General features: G+C 30.0%; 17 protein-coding genes. 6 read left to right on the top strand and 11 right to left on the bottom strand.

The genetic code is table 11. The features are described from left to right. Nucleotides 1–215 precede the first annotated feature (215 nt). On the top strand, nt 216–1,442 hold the full coding sequence (gene pepT, locus P3X86_RS13325) for a peptidase T (RefSeq protein WP_483293192.1): 1,227 nt from the start codon (nt 216–218) through the stop codon (nt 1,440–1,442). A 195-nt stretch (nt 1,443–1,637) separates the two neighbouring features. Here the strand turns inward: pepT and P3X86_RS13320 are convergent, their stop codons facing one another. Beyond that, a complete protein-coding gene (locus tag P3X86_RS13320) occupies nt 1,638–3,269 on the bottom strand; it encodes a M20/M25/M40 family metallo-hydrolase (RefSeq protein ID WP_483293191.1) in 1,632 nt (543 codons plus the stop codon). Nucleotides 3,270–3,570: 301 nt separating this feature from the next. Between P3X86_RS13320 and P3X86_RS13315 the strand changes: the two genes are divergently transcribed. After that, complete coding sequence (locus tag P3X86_RS13315; protein WP_483293190.1) at nt 3,571–5,352, top strand: M3 family oligoendopeptidase; 1,782 nt, start codon at nt 3,571–3,573, stop codon at nt 5,350–5,352. 218 nt (nt 5,353–5,570) lie between these two features. Here P3X86_RS13315 and P3X86_RS13310 read toward each other — a convergent pair whose 3' ends face one another. Next, nucleotides 5,571–5,771: a hypothetical protein gene (locus tag P3X86_RS13310; protein ID WP_483293189.1), complete on the bottom strand. Its 201-nt coding sequence runs from the start codon at nt 5,769–5,771 to the stop codon at nt 5,571–5,573. 115 nt (nt 5,772–5,886) lie between these two features. Here P3X86_RS13310 and P3X86_RS13305 point away from each other — a divergent pair, with 115 nt between their 5' ends. Together P3X86_RS13305 and P3X86_RS13300 are read left to right on the top strand one after the other, a co-directional pair. Continuing rightward, nucleotides 5,887–6,015: a hypothetical protein gene (locus P3X86_RS13305; protein WP_483293188.1), complete on the top strand. Its 129-nt coding sequence runs from the start codon at nt 5,887–5,889 to the stop codon at nt 6,013–6,015. Between the two features lie 215 nt (nt 6,016–6,230). After that, a complete protein-coding gene (locus P3X86_RS13300; RefSeq protein WP_483293187.1) occupies nt 6,231–8,009 on the top strand; it encodes a M3 family oligoendopeptidase in 1,779 nt (592 codons plus the stop codon). 113 nt (nt 8,010–8,122) lie between these two features. Here P3X86_RS13300 and P3X86_RS13295 read toward each other — a convergent pair whose 3' ends face one another. From P3X86_RS13295 to pdxR, 7 genes are all read right to left on the bottom strand, one after another. Next, nucleotides 8,123–8,902, bottom strand: coding sequence for an ABC transporter permease (locus tag P3X86_RS13295; protein WP_483293186.1), 780 nt, complete (start codon nt 8,900–8,902; stop codon nt 8,123–8,125). Continuing rightward, nucleotides 8,902–9,687, bottom strand: a complete 786-nt coding sequence (locus P3X86_RS13290; RefSeq protein WP_483293185.1) for an ABC transporter permease — start codon at nt 9,685–9,687, stop codon at nt 8,902–8,904. The genes P3X86_RS13295 and P3X86_RS13290 overlap by 1 nt, the downstream gene beginning before the upstream one ends. Further along, entirely contained in the window at nt 9,684–10,658 is a 975-nt protein-coding gene (locus P3X86_RS13285; RefSeq protein ID WP_483293184.1) for an ABC transporter ATP-binding protein, read from the bottom strand. The genes P3X86_RS13290 and P3X86_RS13285 overlap by 4 nt, the downstream gene beginning before the upstream one ends. Before the next feature lie 122 nt (nt 10,659–10,780). Further along, the gene (locus tag P3X86_RS13280; RefSeq protein WP_483293183.1) at nt 10,781–11,812 is read right to left on the bottom strand and encodes an ArsR/SmtB family transcription factor; all 1,032 of its coding nucleotides are present in this window, start codon (nt 11,810–11,812) and stop codon (nt 10,781–10,783) included. 79 nt (nt 11,813–11,891) lie between these two features. Then, nucleotides 11,892–12,530, bottom strand: coding sequence for a site-2 protease family protein (locus P3X86_RS13275; RefSeq protein WP_483293182.1), 639 nt, complete (start codon nt 12,528–12,530; stop codon nt 11,892–11,894). A gap of 53 nt (nt 12,531–12,583) precedes the next feature. Beyond that, on the bottom strand, nt 12,584–13,417 hold the full coding sequence (locus P3X86_RS13270) for an aminotransferase class IV (RefSeq protein WP_483293181.1): 834 nt from the start codon (nt 13,415–13,417) through the stop codon (nt 12,584–12,586). 97 nt (nt 13,418–13,514) lie between these two features. Beyond that, on the bottom strand, nt 13,515–15,023 hold the full coding sequence (gene pdxR / locus P3X86_RS13265; protein ID WP_483293180.1) for a MocR-like pyridoxine biosynthesis transcription factor PdxR: 1,509 nt from the start codon (nt 15,021–15,023) through the stop codon (nt 13,515–13,517). Nucleotides 15,024–15,085: 62 nt separating this feature from the next. Between pdxR and P3X86_RS13260 the strand changes: the two genes are divergently transcribed. Beyond that, nucleotides 15,086–15,835: an AzlC family ABC transporter permease gene (locus P3X86_RS13260; protein WP_483293179.1), complete on the top strand. Its 750-nt coding sequence runs from the start codon at nt 15,086–15,088 to the stop codon at nt 15,833–15,835. After that, nucleotides 15,825–16,154, top strand: coding sequence for an AzlD domain-containing protein (locus P3X86_RS13255; protein ID WP_483293178.1), 330 nt, complete (start codon nt 15,825–15,827; stop codon nt 16,152–16,154). Before P3X86_RS13260 ends, P3X86_RS13255 begins: the two co-directional genes overlap by 11 nt. A 209-nt stretch (nt 16,155–16,363) precedes the next feature. On the opposite strand, the gene P3X86_RS13250 is transcribed toward P3X86_RS13255, so the two are convergent. Together P3X86_RS13250 and P3X86_RS13245 are read right to left on the bottom strand one after the other, a co-directional pair. Then, on the bottom strand, nt 16,364–17,911 hold the full coding sequence (locus P3X86_RS13250) for an FGGY-family carbohydrate kinase (protein WP_483293177.1): 1,548 nt from the start codon (nt 17,909–17,911) through the stop codon (nt 16,364–16,366). 123 nt (nt 17,912–18,034) lie between these two features. Next, nucleotides 18,035–18,943, bottom strand: coding sequence for a hypothetical protein (locus P3X86_RS13245; RefSeq protein WP_483293176.1), 909 nt, complete (start codon nt 18,941–18,943; stop codon nt 18,035–18,037). Nucleotides 18,944–19,199 lie beyond the last annotated feature (256 nt).

The raw sequence follows: 19,199 nt of genomic DNA, 5'->3' as shown, positions 1-19,199 counted from the left end.
CTATTAGTTTATGTTATTAATCATATAGTTGTTTCTTAAATGTTTCTTAAAAATAATTAAATTTCTACTTTTTGTATCTTAGATGTAGTAGTTAACTATACTTCTGCTTTAAACAACCAAAAATATCTTTTAATACAAAAAAATAGACATCCTATTATGTTATAATAAACATATCAATATCCAAATAATATTTGGAATATACAAGGAGTGATTAAATGAAAAATGTAGTAGAAAGATTTTTAAAATACGTGAAGTTTGATACTGAATCTGACGAATTTTCTGAGACTTGTCCGAGTTCTAAGAAACAACTTAACCTTGCAAATGAATTAGTAAAAGAATTAAATGAATTAAATCTAACTGATGTAAGCGTAGATGAAAACGGTTATGTTATGGCTACACTTCCTTCTAATAGTGATAAAAACCTTCCTTCTATAGGTTTTATAGCTCATATGGATACTAGCCCTGACATGTCTGGTGCAAATGTTAATCCACAAATAGTAGAGAATTATGACGGAAATGATATTGTTCTTAATGATGATAATAATATAATCCTTTCCCCAAATGACTTCCCTTCACTTAAAGATTATGTGGGAAAAACTTTAATTACAACGGATGGAACTACTCTGTTAGGTGCTGATGATAAAGCAGGTATAGCTGAAATTATGAGTGCTGTGGAGTTCTTAGTTAACAATCCAGATATCAAACATGGTGATATAAAAATAGCATTTACTCCAGATGAGGAAATAGGTAGGGGTGCTGATTTATTTGATGTAAAAAAATTTAATGCTGATTTTGCATATACTGTAGATGGCGGGCCTATTGGTGAGCTTGAATACGAAAACTTCAATGCTGCTGGTGTTACGATAAACGTTAACGGTAGAAATGTTCACCCAGGATCTGCAAAGAACAAAATGATAAATTCTTCACTAATTGCTATAGAGTTCAACTCAATGTTACCAGTATTTGATAAACCTGAATACACTGATGGATATGAAGGTTTTTATCATCTAATCGATATGAAAGGTACTGTTGAAAACTCATCACTTAGATACATAATAAGGGATCACGACAAAGAGAAGTTTGAAAATAAGAAAAATCTGATTAAAGACATAGCTGACTTTTTAAATAAAAAATACGGTAAAAACACTGTGAACTTTGAGCTTAAAGACCAATATTTCAATATGAAGGAAAAAATACTACCTGTTATGCATATAGTTGATACAGCTAGGCAAGCTATGGAGGCGTGTAATGTCGAACCTTTAATATGCCCTATAAGAGGTGGTACTGATGGCGCTAGATTATCTTTTATGGGATTACCTTGCCCTAACATGTTCACAGGTGGGCATAACTTCCACGGTAAATACGAGTATATATGTATCGAATCAATGGTTAAGGCTGTTGAAGTCATTGTTAAAATAGTTCAATTGTATAGTGAAAAATAGTTTTATAACATATAGCAGACTTTAAGTTCAAGTTCAAGGCGTGTTAAAATTGAGTAGCAGAGCTTATTTAGAGGTAAGTAAGTAACGGAAATTTGAAGACAACGCAGAAATTGGGCTTTTTTCTACAGTCTAAGGGATGTCTAACTAGACATCCCTATGTTATAGCTTATACTTTGTCAAAATGTTCAATCCAAATTAATCTAACATATAATCAATCACATGCTTTATAATACTAGGTGTTTTTTCTAATAAATCTGGCTGATATACTCTCTCTGTAAACTTGTGTAAGTCTTTTCCCCATGGCCCTATATTTATTACTGGTATTTGAAGCTCTTTTAGTTCCTTCAATGGTACTGTATATAGCGTTGAATAAAGTGGCATATTTGTTGATATATATGGGATTGTTTCTTCGCTATTTAAAAGCCCTGTGTAACTCATGTCTGATATGCCCATAAAATAATTTTTACTTACATAGTTTTCACCGAATTCTTTTGTTGTAAATTCATTTATTATATTACTTATATTCTTTATTTTATCTGATATATTTTCTAATTTTATATTTGATATATGTGGATAATATGGTGGCACAAATGATATTACTACAACAGGAGATTTATCATATGCGTATTCTAGAGTCTTTTTAGTTAGCGAAAATCCACATTCAGCCAGATTAATATCACCAGCCTTTAGCTCTTTTTCAAGCTCTCTCATTTCATTGTTATATGCATCTATAAATACATCTTTTCCATTTGTTTTTGCTTCTTTATAAATTTCCTCAAATGTCTTTACATTTACTTTGTAATTCAGTTTTTCTTTCATGCTATTAACAAGACTGTATCTATCATAGCTTTTTAAAAGATGCTCTATCGCCTCTTCAAAAGATTCGTTACAAATAGTTTTAAGTTTTTCTATAATTTCTTTTGGTGTAGTGTTAAGAGTAAGGACACTAAAGTAACCTCCTGCAAATTCTGGTACTGAAACATCATATCTCTCTTTTTTATCTCTAAAGTATATCCATGAAGGTGGTGGAGATATTTCTTCGCCTTCTACATCTGAAAAATCATTATTTACTTCTATTCTTCTTATAATTTCTGATAGTATCAGTGATGGATTAAGCCCTTGATATATATCACCTATATGAGTTTTTTTACCTCTTATATATATTTGGCACATTATCTTTCCTACTGAACCTTCGTAAAGCACACCTTGATTTTCAATCTGCCTTTGGTGTGGCTCAGAGTTTATCAATAGCTTATATTCTAATCCATATTTATCTTTTAACTTATTCAGTAACCTAACTCCATCTCTCATCCCTAGTGATAGATTTTCTTCATCTGGCACAGATAAAAAGAGTATATTCCCTTTAAATTCTTTTATCTTAGAATATTGCTCCAATATATAAAGCTGCAAAGCTATACCTGCCTTCATATCACAGGTTCCTCTTCCAAATATCCACTTATCATTTTCTAAATCTACTCTAACTTCTTGCGATACATTAATCTCTTTTAGCTTTTGTTTTATTTTATCTACATTATAAGCATATTCTGATAATACACCGTAGTCTAGAGAGTCAACTACATCATGATGATTTATAAGTATGATAGTGTCATTACTAGTTCCCTTCACTAGTCCCCACACAACACTTCTGTCAAAGCAATCTTCTTTTGATAACTTGTATTTCCCATAATACTCAGGATTTTGGCTAAAATAATCTATGTTTTTTATATGCTCATAAATATAATCCTCGACATTCCTTTCTAATACAGTTCCTGTGTCGCTTTTAATCGCTACTAATTCTTTAAATACTTTGTAGATATCTTTTCTCATATATTTTCCCCCCGCGCAGATGTTATTAATTACGATTTTATCATATAATGACTATTTTTTATTAGAATATAATTAAGAATAATCAATATGTACTTTCTATTTTTTTACATTTTTTTATTTTTTCTGTATTTAATTTACTATTAAATTTTTTTCCTTATGAAAATGTTACATTAAATTCATATTTTTTTAATCCCACTGTATTTTATTGTATAATATGATTATATTTAAAAGGATTTTTGCTGGGAATAATATTCTTATTTAATGCACAATCCTACACACCATTTATTAGGAGGTATATTATATGGAAATGAAATGGAGTTTAAATGAATTGTATTCTTCGTTTGAATGTACAGAATTTACAAATGACTTTAATAAATGTCGTAATTTATCAAGCGACTTTTGCAATTGGAGTAAATCAAATCTTAACGATTTCACCAATCCTGTCAATACGATTAAAAAATACTTAGAGTTAAGCGATCAAATAAATAATTGTCTTGAAAAATTAGATGAATTTTCATCGCTGTCTTCATGCGTTAATACTAAAGATGAAACTGCTGCAAAATATTGCGACAAACTACAAATGATAGAGTCTGATTTAACTATTCCTAACGTTTTATTTATGAAATATCTAAAACGTTTAGATAATCTGCAAGAAATAATTAATTCGGACAATTTACTTAAGGAACATGATTTTTATTTAAACGAGCTTGCTAATAAATCAAAATATTTGCTAAGCGATAATGAAGAAATGTTGATTTCTAAAATGAAAAATACTGGTTCAAACGCTTTTTCTACACTTCAGGATGTTGTATCTTCAAACTTAATGGTCGATATTGAGCTTGACGGAAAGAAACAACAACTTCCTCTTTCTGTTGTTAGAAACTTAGCTTATGACAAGGACTCTATAGTAAGACAAAAAGCTTACTTGGCAGAACTCAAATCTTATAAAAAAATTGATGAAACATCTGCTGCCTGTATTAATGGAATAAAAGGTGAAGTTATTACTTTATCAGATAGACGAGGTTATAATTCTCCTCTTGAAAAAACTCTTATAGATTCTAGAATGGATAAAGAAACTTTAGACACTATGCTATCTACTATAAAAGACAGACTACCTGTTTTTCATAAATATTTAAAAACTAAAGCAAAACTATTAGGTCATAAAAACGGCCTACCATTCTATGATTTGTTTGCCCCTATTGGAGATAAAGAAATTACTTTTTCTTATCCTCAGGCAAGAAAATATATAGTTGATAATTTTAGAACTTTTAGTGATAGACTTGCTGATTTTGCTGATAATGCATTTGAAAAAAGGTGGATTGATGCTGAACCTCGAGAAGGTAAAGTAGGTGGTGCATTCTCCGATGAAATTCGTTGTATTGGTGAAAGTAGGATTTTATCCAATTTCAACAATAATTATAGCAGCATGGCTACTCTTGCTCATGAGTTAGGTCATGGTTATCATGCGTATTGTTTAAAAGATGAATCTTTTTTCAACTGCGAATTTACTATGCCTACTGCTGAAACTGCTTCTATTCTTTGTGAAACTATAGTTAGAGAAGCTGCTCTTAAAACTGCTACTGCTGATGAAGCTCTTACTATTTTAGAAATGTCTATTTCAAATACAACTCAAGCAATAGTTGACATATACAGTCGTTATCTATTTGAAACTAAACTTTTTGAGATAAGAAAAGATCATGCTTTATCTGTTGATGAACTAAACAATACAATGTCAGAAGCTCAAAAAGAAGTTTATGGTGATGCTCTTAATCATGAATTCTTACATCCATACACGTGGGCATGTAAAGTTCATTATTATTATGCAGATACAAACTTCTACAACTTCCCTTATGCTTTTGGAGAGTTATTTGCTAAAGGACTATATGCTGAATATCTAAAACAAGGTGATAAGTTTATTGATCTTTATGATAAATTGCTAGTTGAAACTGGTAAAAACGATATAGCTACTATTACTAACATGGTTAATATAGACGTACATGATAAAGAGTTCTGGAAAAGTTCTCTTGATGTAATAGAAAAAGATATCAATAAATTTATTGAGTTAAGTGAGAAAATGTTATAGGTTTATTGTGAATTATTATTAATGTAAAGAAGCATATCTTGATTTCTTTGAAAACTGATATGCTTCTTTGTGACTTAATTAGTTATCTTTGTTGGTCATGTGGTAACTAATAAATTTATTAGTTCAGTTTTTGGATTGTTTTTCTTGCTCTGAGTAACTGAAACATGTCTTTCTCCCAAATATCCACTCTTCTAGAGAGTCAACTACACTATGATGATTTATAAGTATGATAGTGTCATTACTAGTACCCATACAACACTTCTGTCAAAGCAATATTCTTTTGATAGCTTGTATTTCCCACAACACTCTAGATTTTGACTAAAATAATCTATTATCCTCGACATTCCTTCTAATACAGTTCCTGTGTCACTTTTAATCGCTACTAATTCTTTAAATACTTTGTAGAATTCTTTTCTCATATTCTATGTTAAGAAAATTTAAATATTTCTTTTCTATATTTTGACATTTTTCCTGCATTTATTCTACTATAATGGTTTTATAATCATAAAATAAATTATAGAAAGGAGTAACACTATGAAAAATCTAAGGAAAAAAGTTGATTTAGGTTTAACTTGCAATGCAGATATTAAATGCCTATGCCATTGTTGGACTGATCACGCTAAAGCAGGTAATTACAAGTCATTATATAAAGCATTACATTAAAATTTAAAAAAGGTTGTTGCATTTCTGTATATTCAATGCACCAACCTTTTTTTAATATGTATAAACTTTTTACCTTAAAAAATGTTACATTTAATTAATAACGCTATATTTTGTTGTATAATATTATATGATTATATTTAAAGGGATTTTGCTGGGAATAATATTCTTATTTTAATAGCACAATCCTATAGACCATTTATTAGGAGGTATATTATATGGAAATGAAATGGAGTTTAAACGAACTATATTCTTCATTTGAATGTACGGAATTTATTAATGATTTTGAAAAATGTAATGAATTATTGGGGGAGTTTTGTGATTGGAGCAAGTCAAACCTTAGTGTCGTTACTAGTCCAACTGGCACTATCAAGAAATATCTAGATTTGAGTAAAAAATTAGGTGATTTTTTTGAAAAATTATATGCATTTTCTTCGCTGTCTTTGAGTGTTAATACTAAGGATGAAAACGCTACAAAATATTGCGATAAATTGCAAATGATGGCTTCTAACTTTACAACACCAAATGTTCAATTTAAGAAATATTTAGGTAAATTGGATAATCTAGATGAAGTTATTAACTCAGATAATTTTCTTAGAGAACATAGCTTCTATTTAAAAGAACTTGCCAATAAATCAAAATTCTTATTAAGTGATAATGAAGAAGTCTTAATCTCTAAAATGAAAAACACTGGTTCTAGTGCCTTTTCTACTCTTCAAGGTATGGTATCTTCAAACTTAATGGTTGATATCGAGCTTGACGGTAAGCATAAACAGCTTCCTCTTTCTGTTGTTAGAAATTTAGCTTATGATAAAGATCCAATCGTAAGACAGAAGGCTTACTCTGCTGAGTTGAAAGCTTATAAAAAGATTGATGCATCCTCTGCAGCTTGCATCAACGGTGTAAAAGGAGAAGTTATTACTATATCGGATATGAGAGGATATACATCTCCTCTTGAAAAAACTCTTATAGATTCTAGGATGGATAAAGAAACTCTTGATGCTATGCTTGAAGCTATTAAAGAAAAACTTCCTGTTTTTCACAAATATTTAAGAACTAAAGCAAAATTACTAGGTCATAAAAGCGGACTTCCATTCTATGATTTGTTTGCTCCTATGGGGGACAAAGAAATTAAGTATACTTATCCAGAGGCAAGAAAATATATTGTTAATAATTTCAGAACATTCAGTGATAAGCTTGCTGATTTTGCTGATAATGCATTTGAGAAAAGGTGGATAGACGCTGAGCCTAAGGAAGGTAAAAGGGGTGGTGCATTCTGCTATGGAATCCATTCTATTGGCGAAAGTAGAATACTATCTAACTTTAGCAACACTTATAGCAATATGACTACTTTAGCACATGAGTTAGGTCATGGTTATCATGGGTATTGTTTAAAGGATGAATCTACATTTAACTGCAATTATCCTATGCCTATCGCTGAAACTGCTTCTATCTTTTGTGAAACTATAGTTGGTAAAGCTGCTCTTAAAACAGCTACTGATGAAGAAGCTTTCACGATTTTAGAGATGTCTATATCTGATTCTACACAAGTAATTGTTGATATCTACAGTCGTTATTTATTTGAGACTAAGCTTTTCGAGATAAGAAGAGACCACGCTTTATCTGTTGATGAGCTAAACAATATTATGCTAGAAGCCCAAAAAGAAGCTTATGGGGATGGTCTTGACCATGAAATCCTCCATCCATATATGTGGGCATGCAAGGTTCACTACTATTATGCAGATGCTAATTTCTATAACTTCCCTTATGCATTTGGTGATTTATTTGCTAAGGGATTATATGCCGAATATTTAAAACAAGGGGATAAGTTTATTGATACTTACGATAAACTATTATCTGAAACTGGGAAAAACGATATAGCTACTATCACTAACATGGTTAATATAGACGTACATGATAAAGAGTTCTGGAAGAGTTCTCTTGATGTGATAGAGGAAGACATCAATAAGTTTATTGAGTTAAGTGAGAAAATGTAATAATTCATTCATTGATTATTACCAAATATTAAAGAAGCATATCTTGGTTTCTTCGGAAACGGATATGCTTCTTTTTATAATTCACTAATTATTCATACTTATTCTTTAGATTATTAATACGCCTCTAATGTCCCCCTATCTATTGCAATCTTCTCTGTTATCACAAACATTATGATTCCGATTAGAGCATATATTAAAGCTACTACTATCTCTTGTCCTATTAAACTATAAACTCCTTCGCCTACACCGTTTCCTATTAACTTTGCTGCCTTTATACTTCTAGATAGTGGCATGTAATACGTTATCTTTTGTAATCCGCTCGGGAGCTTAGCTATTGGAATAATAGCTCCGCTCAAAAGCTTCAATATCATTACTACACTGTTCATTATCAAATTCATATCTCTTGTAACTAACCCTAAGCTTGATATTATAAGACCAAAGCATGTCGCTGATATCATTGCTATAAAAATAGCTAAAGCTAACAACACGAAATTAACACCTGCAAAGCTTATATTAAAAATTATACTGCCAGCTATAAAACCGATAGCAACAGTAAAGAAGGAATCTATTACATGCATAAATGCTTTGCTTACAAATATATATATGTTGTTTGCTGGTGATGCTGTTACAAGTTTTAATGTACCTGCTCTGCGGTCGTTTGATAAGACCGTTCCTACCCCAAATATACAGTTATATGTACATAGTATAATTGAGTTACCTATAACCCACGGCTTTATGTCTTTTGCCTTAAAAGCATATCCAGCTAACAAACAATAGAATACTAACTGAAATATAGGATTTACGATTTTAACTAATATATATATTTTGGGATCTAACCATCCAAATAATGCCTTAAATGACATCATCGACTGTCTAAAAAATCTTGCTATCATTAATACACCCCCAAAGTTGCTTTTATTCTAGTTTTTTTGTCTATCTGAGCATACAGTATTATTGCTAAAGCTGTATATATAACTGTGAGAGTTATAAGCGATATTAGACATGTCCTAAATTCGACCATATCCTGAACACCCGCAACACACATTCTGAGCATTTTTATTGACCAAGTTGGTGATAAAGTATAAGATATCCATCTAGTCCATGTTGGTAAAATACTAATTGGAAATATGACTCCACATAGTATAAATATAGGATATTCAAGGCAATTCATCAGCGCTCTAGCATTTCTTGATAATGTAAAACATGATGCTAGTAGCATTGATATTCCTATAAACGATATAATTGTAAGGATAAATACAAACATGAACAGGTATGGATTTGCTATAGTCATATTTTCCGAAAATACTATAGCTATAAATACATAAGTTATTAGCATAGACATAACACCTAATATTATATTTCCTATTATTTTTCCTAGCATTATTATTCTAAAGTCTGCTGGCGTAGATGTGATAATCTCTAATGTCCCCATATAACGCTCTCTTTCTATATCTCCTGCTGACGAAAAACAAATAGAGCTCCATAAACTCATGAAACCAGTACCTAGTATTACAAACGATACAAAATTATCATGCCCTGAATCTCTATACATTAAGTACATAATCAATCCGTATATAATAGGCTGTACTAATACACAGAATTTGAATGTGGCCCTTGCAAACGACTGCTTCATTTGTAATTTACAACTTTCTAGTATGATATTTAATGTCTTTTTCATATCTCTTCACCTACTAGCTTGATATATGCATCTTCTAGTGAAGCAACTCTATGATTAATGTTTTTAATTTTACATCCATTCATTATTTTTATTGCATCTTCTGTAATATCATTATCTCCAGAGTATTGTATTTGCACGACTTGAAACTGATCAATATCTTTTATATTGACTGCTTCAACATTATTTAGGACAGTAACTTTTTTTATAATATCTTGGTTGACATTTAACGCCTTTATCTCGAGAATAGATTTGCCTACTGTTAATTTTTTTAGTCCACTTGGTGTATCAAGCGCCTTTATCTTTCCCCCATTTATTATTGCAACTCTGTCACATAACTCCTCTGCTTCATGCATATAGTGTGTTGTGAGCAATAGAGTTTTCCCTCTGTCTTTGAGCTTATTTATAATACCTCTCAAATCTCTAGCTCCTATTGGGTCTAATCCTATTGTAGGTTCATCTAAAAATATAATCTGAGGATTATTTATTAAACCTCTTGCTATCTGAAGTCTCTGTTTCATTCCTTTAGAAAATGTCTCCACCTTCTCGCCTTCTCTGCCTTTTAACCCTACCATCTCTATTAACTCAGGTATTCTTTTTTTCTGTATACTTCTATCTATTTTATATAAATCAGAAAAATATATTAGATTATCTTTAGCACTTAGTCTCCAGTAAAGATTTCTTTCTCCTCCAAATATAAAATTAATCTTTGAGCGAAGTTTTTTTGCCTCTTTGAATGTATTATGCCCTAGTACCTTAGCTTCTCCTGATGTAGGAGCAAGTAGCGTAGACAATATTTTTATAGTTGTTGTTTTCCCTGCACCATTTGGTCCAAGCAAGCCAAATATCTCTCCTTTATTTATGGAAAATTCTATACCTTTTAGAGCTCTTACTTTTGATTTTTTCTTGTTAATTATGCCTTTTGTTATCTGATATTCTCTAGTTAAATTTTTCACCTCAACCGCAAACGTCATATAAACCTCCTTGTATTTAGATAGTAGTCTAATTAGATGTTTTTCTTATAAGATATTTATATTATATTTAACTTTTTAATATCAGTCAAGTTTTTTAACCATAAAAAAACAACTGTTTTTGTTTAATTTTCATTAAACAAATAACCAGTTGCTTTTCCAAACGATTCTTCAATTTTTTTAACATCCGCTCTAAAATATTTTGTTGATTTAACCTTATCTTCTACTATTAGGCCTTCTTTTTTTAGTAGTTCTAAATGATGTGAAATCGTAGCTGTAGTCAAATTTAATCTACTCGCAAGAACTTTTCCGTATGTCGGATTACTTATAAGATGTCTTAGTATTTCGAGTCTAGTTTGATCTGATAATACCTTCATAGTTTTTGCTATGTCTTTAACCTTCTCTTTTGTATCTAAACTAAACCTTCTAGCATCAAAAATGGTTACTATTTTATCATCATTAAATATCCTTATATTATGTGGACTTATAAAATATGATGCTATAAAATAATACTCCTTATACTGTGATACCCTGTAAAATTTCTTTCCCATGATACTTTGAGCTACTTCCAAAGGTGGATCTTTTATCAACATATAATTTACATCTTTTATTGCTTTATCATATATTTCTATATTGCCGTTTATATATACATCTAGTTCATCATAGACAATTCTCATTAGTTTAACGATATTGTTTTGTAAAAACTCAGTACTATCTAATATATCTTTTATATCAAATGAATTATAATAATGTTGATACTCTTTTTCCTGTATGATATTTTGTATTACATCAGTATTTTCTCTAGCATTTTTTATTTCTTGTTTTGTAAATGCTTCTGAAAAGAGCTTATACAAAAACTCTATATCATCTTTATTTTCTATTTCTTCAAAAAAACTTTCTATATCATTTAGGCTGTTTATATCTAACATAAATTCAATAAATTCTATTCCTTTAAGCTTTAATTTTGATATTAACACCAATATATCAAGATAATCTTTATCCACTATTTTTTTATGCATATGTTCTAACCATTTTTTTGCGTAATTGTGATGCTTGCTATCTGCTAAAACGTGGATAGCTGAAATAGTTTCTACTATTTTGGATCTGCCAACATTAACAATAGTATCTTTTGTATTGCTATTTATATCTAGTGGCATGTATTTCACCTCGTTATTAAACTTTATTTTTATAAATAGGATGTCACAAGACATCCTATTTATATTTCATTTATATAAGTTAAAATATAATTTTAACTAATTCTCCGAATATAAAATTAATTGGTGGACTTATAATCTTTTCTATTACATCAAATATTATCAATACTATTAATATAATAGTTCCTTTTGTTTGCAAGTGATAGTATACCTCTGTATTTTTTAGATTAAACAGACTAAAAAATACATGAGAACCATCTAACGGTGGTATAGGAATCAAATTAAACACCATAAGTACTATATTAATTTGCGAAGCATATTTTAACACGTCTATAACTATATCAAATACTTCTTGGCTCTTTATAGAATATGGTAATTTAAAACTCAATTTTATGAGCAATAAAAAAACTATTGCCATCAAGAAGTTCATAGCTGGTCCAGCCAACGAAACTAGTATATCGTCTCTTCTAGGCTTTTTAAAATTACTAGGATTGATTATAACTGGTTTAGCCCATCCAAACCCCATAAGTAATAGCGTTATAAATCCAAGTGGATCTATATGTGCTAATGGACTAAGTGTCAATCTACCTTGATATTTTGGGGTATCATCTCCTAGTAATACTGCTACTTGTGCATGTGCATATTCATGGAATGAAAAAGCAACTAGTATCCCAGGTAAGATCATAAGCATATGCCTTATATCAAAATTTAGTATATTCACTTTTATTTTTCCTCCTTACTGCTTACATGTTCTATATACTTATCCAGTATATATTAAAAGTACATTGTTTGCAAATAGTCCTTAATTTCTTTTTTATACTGCAATGATATTTTATTTATGATATCTAGCTTTGGAGATTTAAAATCATACCCATCTATATGCGCTATAGGCAATACTCCTACCGATGTACCTGTCATAAATACTCCATCAATATCTGCCAAATCATCTTTATATACGTTTTCTTCTACTATAGGTATTCTTAGTTTTTTACATATACCTATAATATGGTTTCTTGTTACTCCTAATAATACGTCTTTTGATATAGAAGTATATATGCTATTATTTTTAACGAAAAATATATTTGATCTACTTCCTTCTGTAATATATCCATTATGGTTAACTATTAATGCTTCAAACGCATTATTTAATTGCAGTTTTTCATTTATGCCCTTTTTAAATTCTGTATTCATACTTTTTATATTTGGATTTTCTCTTTCCACATCAACAAGTATTGTCTTTATACCTTTTTGGTATACTTCTTGCTCTGGATAATAACTTTTTATACAGCATATCAGTATGTTTTCTTTGTTATTATCAAATCCACTCACAAAAATCTTGACGTTTATATTCTCACATTTATTTATTTTCACTAATCTTTCTATTAAATCCTTAAAATACTGTAACTTATAATTAAGCTTATGTCCCAGTAGCTGTACTGATTTGTTTAATCTCTCTATGTGTTCTTCTAAAAACAGAGGTTTTTTATCTATAAGCCTTATAACTTCATAGATGCATTTATCTCCTAACCTAATAAAACCCTCATCATTGTTCTGTTTATATTCTATATCATTATATATATACAACTCTTTATAAGATTCGTTTTTCATACTAACCTCCAATAATATATTCCTTATCTATGTTTGTTATTATAAACTACTAAGCTCTGTTTATTCAAGTATTTACTCATATACTATTTTAATATTATTATATCAAAGGTCTATTATTGTCTTTGTTTATTATTCTGTCTTTTTTTATAATACTAGAAAATGCCCTACTTAATCTAACTACTGATTCTTTTATTTTATCTTCACTATTGCTTACAAAACACAAACGCAATTCCTTACCTTGAGTTGGAATATCGTAAAATGCATCTCCAGGAATAAATGATACTCCTACATTTAATGCTTCATGTAGTAATTTACGAGAATTAATAGGAGCAAGTATTTTACCCCAAATATAAAAACCTCCTTTTGGTAATGAAAAATCTAAATACTCATTTAATGATTTAGTGATATGTCTAGCCATTATATCTCTTCGTTTTTTATAAATTTTCCTCAATACCTCTAGATGCTTTGTCAATTCTCCTTCTTTCAAATATAGATTTAATAATAATTGAGATAGATTGTTACTGTGCAAATCTGTGTACTGTTTTTCCATAGCTACACGACTTATTAATGTTGGATGAGCTACTATGTATCCCAATCTTAATCCCGGCATTATTATTTTTGAAAAAGTACTAATATATATAATACCTTCATAATTACTAGTGGCTTTTAATGATACTGGTGGTTTTTCATCATAATAAAAATCACTATATGGGTCATCTTCAATTATTAATAATCTATTGTTAATAGCTAATTCTATAAGCTCTTTCCGCTGCTTTTTTGACATTACATTTCCACTAGGATTTTGATATGTTGGAATAGTATATATAAATTTGGGTCTATATCTGACGATATAATCTTTTAAAATATCTAACCTTGACTCGTTTTTGATAGGTAGACTCAAAATTCTAGCTCCTGCCGCTTTTAATACAGGCATTACTCCAATATACGTTGGAGCTTCTACTACTACATAATCCCCTGGTTCAATGAGCACTTTTGAAATTAAATATATTCCTTGTTGAGAGCCTGATGTTATCATTATATTATCATATTTAGCTTTGATTTGTTTTTCTACAAGCATCTGTGCTATATTTTGCCTTAACCCACTCAATCCTTCTATTGACATATATCCAAAGTCTTGTCCTTTAAAATACTTCATGTTTTCACAAAACAATTGCTTGAATTTATCTAAAGGATAAAGCTCAGGATCTGGCATACCTGCATCTAGTGAAATCCTATCCAACATCATTGAGCTATTTATAATTTCAGTCATTAAAGATGACATTGATAACTGCCCATAAGGTCTAAAAAACTCATCCCATTGTATTTTGTGTTTTAATTTATTCTTTTGATTATTCTCCTTTATAACATAAGTTCCGCTACCTGTTTTAGTATTTACATACCCATTTTTCTCTAAGTAACGATATGCGTTGATTGTTGTAGTCCTACTAACTTTAAAAAGAGTAGCTAGCTCTCTTTCTGAAGGCAGTTTATCACCTTCCTTTAAAAAGCTATCATCAATTTTGTCTATTATAATCTTAGCAATTTGCATATAAAGTGGAGATTTCTTATTTAATTTTTTATTAATTATCATTTTGGATATATCCATTTTAATGAAACACCTCTCTAATATCCAATTATAACACATTTTTAGATAATTGGTTATTTACAATGTTTTTCGTATTTATTAAAATTTATTACAAGACAGGAGTGATTCATATAAAAAATATAAAAATTGAAATAATTAAAGAAGTATTTTTTGATACTCTGCCTATTCTGCTTGGAGTAATACCTTTTGGCTTTACCTGTGGAATAATGGGAGTATCATCTGGATTTTCTGCATTTGAAATAATATTAATGTCTATGCTAGTTTTTGCTGGTGCTTCTCAATTTGTAGCAATATCTATGATTGGATCGGGTGTAACTAATATAGCCGTAATTGGATTAACAACACTTTTAGTAAATCTACGTCATCTTATATTGGGAGCATCTTTAGCTCCGTATATACTTAAGCAAAAAAACTATCTACAGGCTCTTATTGCCTTTGGATTGACTGATGAAAGCTATGTTCTCACAGTAAATAGAATAGAAAAAAACGGGTATAACTACCACTATCATTTAGGACTCCACACTATTCTTTATATTGTGTGGACTCTTTCCACTGCCTTAGGAGCTGTTCTTGCAAACCATATATCTAATCCTCTAAAATGGGAAATAGATTTCATCATACCTGCTACTTTTCTAGTGCTGCTTATACCTAGATTAATTAACAAAGCTAGCCTATTAGTTTGCCTTGTATCTGGAATTACATCGATTATAGGTTCGCTATTTTTACCTGGAAAATGGTATATTATTATAGCTTGTCTGATGGGAAGTATTACTGGTTTTGTTTGTGAAAGGAGGAGTGTAAATGCAAAATAATCTTGTATTTATAATCGTTATAATGGCTATCTTAACATACCTTACTAGAATTGGTAGTCTTATTATACTTCGTTTTACGGGTATTCCTACATGGTTAGAAAAAATAATGAAATATATACCAACTGCTATTTTAACATCACTGATTGTTCCTTCTTTACTTCTTCCTAAGGGATACATAGATTTGACTTTAAATAATCATTATCTTATTGCTGGAATTGTAGCTATTATTATTGCAATAAAAAAAGACAATATCATATTGGTCATATCTAGTAGTATGACTGTTATATTGGCATTAAATTGGCTAGAAGGTGTTTTATAAAAAACACTTTAGACTATAGACAAAAGCCCAATTTCTGCGTTGTTATTAAAATTTCCGTTGCTCACTTACCTCTAAGTAAGCTCTGCTACTCAATTTTAACACGCCTTGAAATTAAACTCTTACTAAAGTCTGTTAGATTGATGACTATGTCACCAATCTAGTTTTTACAAAACAATTTCTAGCCAACTTTGTAATTTATTAAAATAATATTATTCCGGATAATTTGTTATTTCCATTATACTTTTATATAATTTCTTCATTCTAGGATACATTTTTTTATATACTTTGTTATAAAGCTTTGAATATATCTCTATATTCTTCTTATCTGGTATAAACTCATCCTTATATTGAACCATACTCTTTACTGCTTCATCAAAACTATCATATATACCTAATGCTACGTAACAAACTATAGCGGCTCCTAGTCCTGATGTCTCATGAGTTTGGACTCTATAGACATTTCTGTTAAGAGCATCTGCTGTTATCTGGCATATCTCATCACTTACGGATCCTCCACCTGTTAGAACTATTTCTTTCATGTACTTGCCAGATTTTCTTTGTATATTTTCTATTCCTTCTAGTAATGCATAACTTATACCTTCAATAATCGCTCGGTATATATGAACTCTGGTATGAACATCTCCAAAACCTATTATTGCTCCTTTTGCTTCTGGTTTTTTTATTCCAGCTCCCCAATAAGGCTGTAATATTAATCCGTGAGAACCTGGAGGTATTTCTTTTAGACGTTTATCTAATAATGACTCAGGTGATACTCCTAGCTTTTTTGCCTGTTGTTGTTCTTTCATGGCAAACTCTCTTTTAAACCATGAGATCATCCAATATCCTCTATATATCTGAACCTCAGGGTTATAGCATCTAGGATCTACTGCTGGATAAGGGGGATTATATTTTGACACTTCATAATATCTCTCAGTTGTAGTTTGTATTGTAACTGTTGATCCTAAGCTAATACTTCCTTTCGTCTCGTCAATACACCCTGTTCCTATTGTATCGCATCCTTTATCAGATCCTGATGCTATCACATATAATCCTTCTTTAATACCTGTTTCTTTTATTGCAGCATCAGATATCTTCCCCATTATAGTACCTGATTTAACTAGTTTCGGACACTTATCTCTATCTAATTCAAAAACATAATTCTTAATATCCAGCTTACCTGCCCATGTTTTTTTCTTGTGTTCAAATGGGATATGCCCTATCTGAGATGCTATTGAATCTACAAATTCTCCAGTAAGCTTATAGTTTATATATCCAGATAGCAGCAAGTATTTGTGTGTCCTTTCCCATATTTCTGGTTCGTTTTCTTTAATCCAGTTAGCTTTAAATTTCTTTCTATAACTTTCTATCTCATATGACATATTAATAGCTTTAACTGCTACTCTATATGGCATAGGCATTGGTTTTTCGCATTTAGCCATCCTTTGGTCTAGCCATAATATTGCAGGTCTTAGTGGCTCTCCATTTTTATCTACTACTACGCATGTATCACGTTGAGTTGTTACTGATACCGCTATTAAATTTTCCCACAAATCTGAATAGTCATTTTTTAGTTCATTGCACACATTACAGACCGTCTTCCAATAAAATGTTGCTTCTTGTTCTGCCCATCCTGAATTCACCGAAAAATATGGCTTAAATTCTCTCTTCCTCTTTGCTAACAATTGTCCTCTTTCATCAAATATCAACCCTCTTATACTTTGAGTCCCGCAATCTATTGCTAATACATATTGCTCCATATTTCCCCCCTAACTTTTAATCATTACTATTATATCAAAAAAGAACCATTAGTAAAATTTTATATCTTTTAATCATAAAAGTCTATAATCTTTATCTAACAGCTCTTCTTATCTAATTCTTAGCTACTTCTCTTTCTTTTTTTCACCTTGTACTATTCCATATAAGTTATCTACTACTATATCTCTTTTTATTAATAACAATTCTTTATTCTTACTAATTACTGCATTTTGCATATCTTTTATTGATATTTCTAATTTTTTTAAATTCTTAGCATTTTTATCATCTATTATCAATTTGTCTTTTAACTCATCTATGTAAACTGGAGTTTTACGTAATATTTTTGCACTGTTTTCCCAATCATTTTCTAATGCACTTAAATATGCACCTCTTATACAATAATTTATTCTATTTTTTTCTCCCTCTATATGCCCCTTATACAAATCGTAAAACGCTGCTAAACTCATATTTACATCATTTGTCTTATATAATATATCTAGAATATCTTTGTTATCTACTGCTATTGTTAATCCATTTACAGCAATCTCAAATTTACCTATATCTTCTTTGTCTGCTCCATCTCTTATTGTATCTAATTCATAGTCATTCCAGTTTCCATGTATCTCTTTGCATGTATTAGATACCTCTTGCCACATTTTTGAAATAATCTGAGCTATATCAGTTTTAGCCTCGCTATCCTGATTGTCTCCTACTATATTTTGATCTTCTTCTTCTGTATCACTGTCCTCATTCTTAGTATCTTTATCTTTACTTTCTTTATTACTATCATTATTATTATCGCTACTCTCTGGTTTATCTCCACTTAGTTCATCTTGGCTAATATCTGTTTTTTCAGGGTTAATCATTAGGTCATAAATCTTCTCTACATCCTCTATTATCTTATTATTACCTTCAGCTATTGTCTTCAGATGCTCTGGCAACTTATCTTTTTCTTCTTTATCACTTTCTTTTTTACAACTTGGTAAAAAAACTATAGTTAACACTATCATTAATATAATACAAATTTTTTTCATGATATTTCACCTCAACTTTATTATTCCCAAACTTGTTTTTTTAATATGCAAATATAAAGTGTAATATTTATAATAAATAATTTGAAATTTATTGTGTGGTTTGTTATAATAAAGTCAATAAATATCAAAAAAGCTCGACTAATGTAAATAACTTTTCTTGGCAATACTATAAATCACTTCATTGCAATACATTCTACCTGATATTTAATCTAAATACAAATATCTCTAATTGTTTATAAAAATTTATCGGTTATAG

Source organism: Abyssisolibacter sp. ZYX002 (genome assembly GCF_056892235.1).
This window is presented reverse-complemented; position numbering and strand designations above follow the sequence as displayed.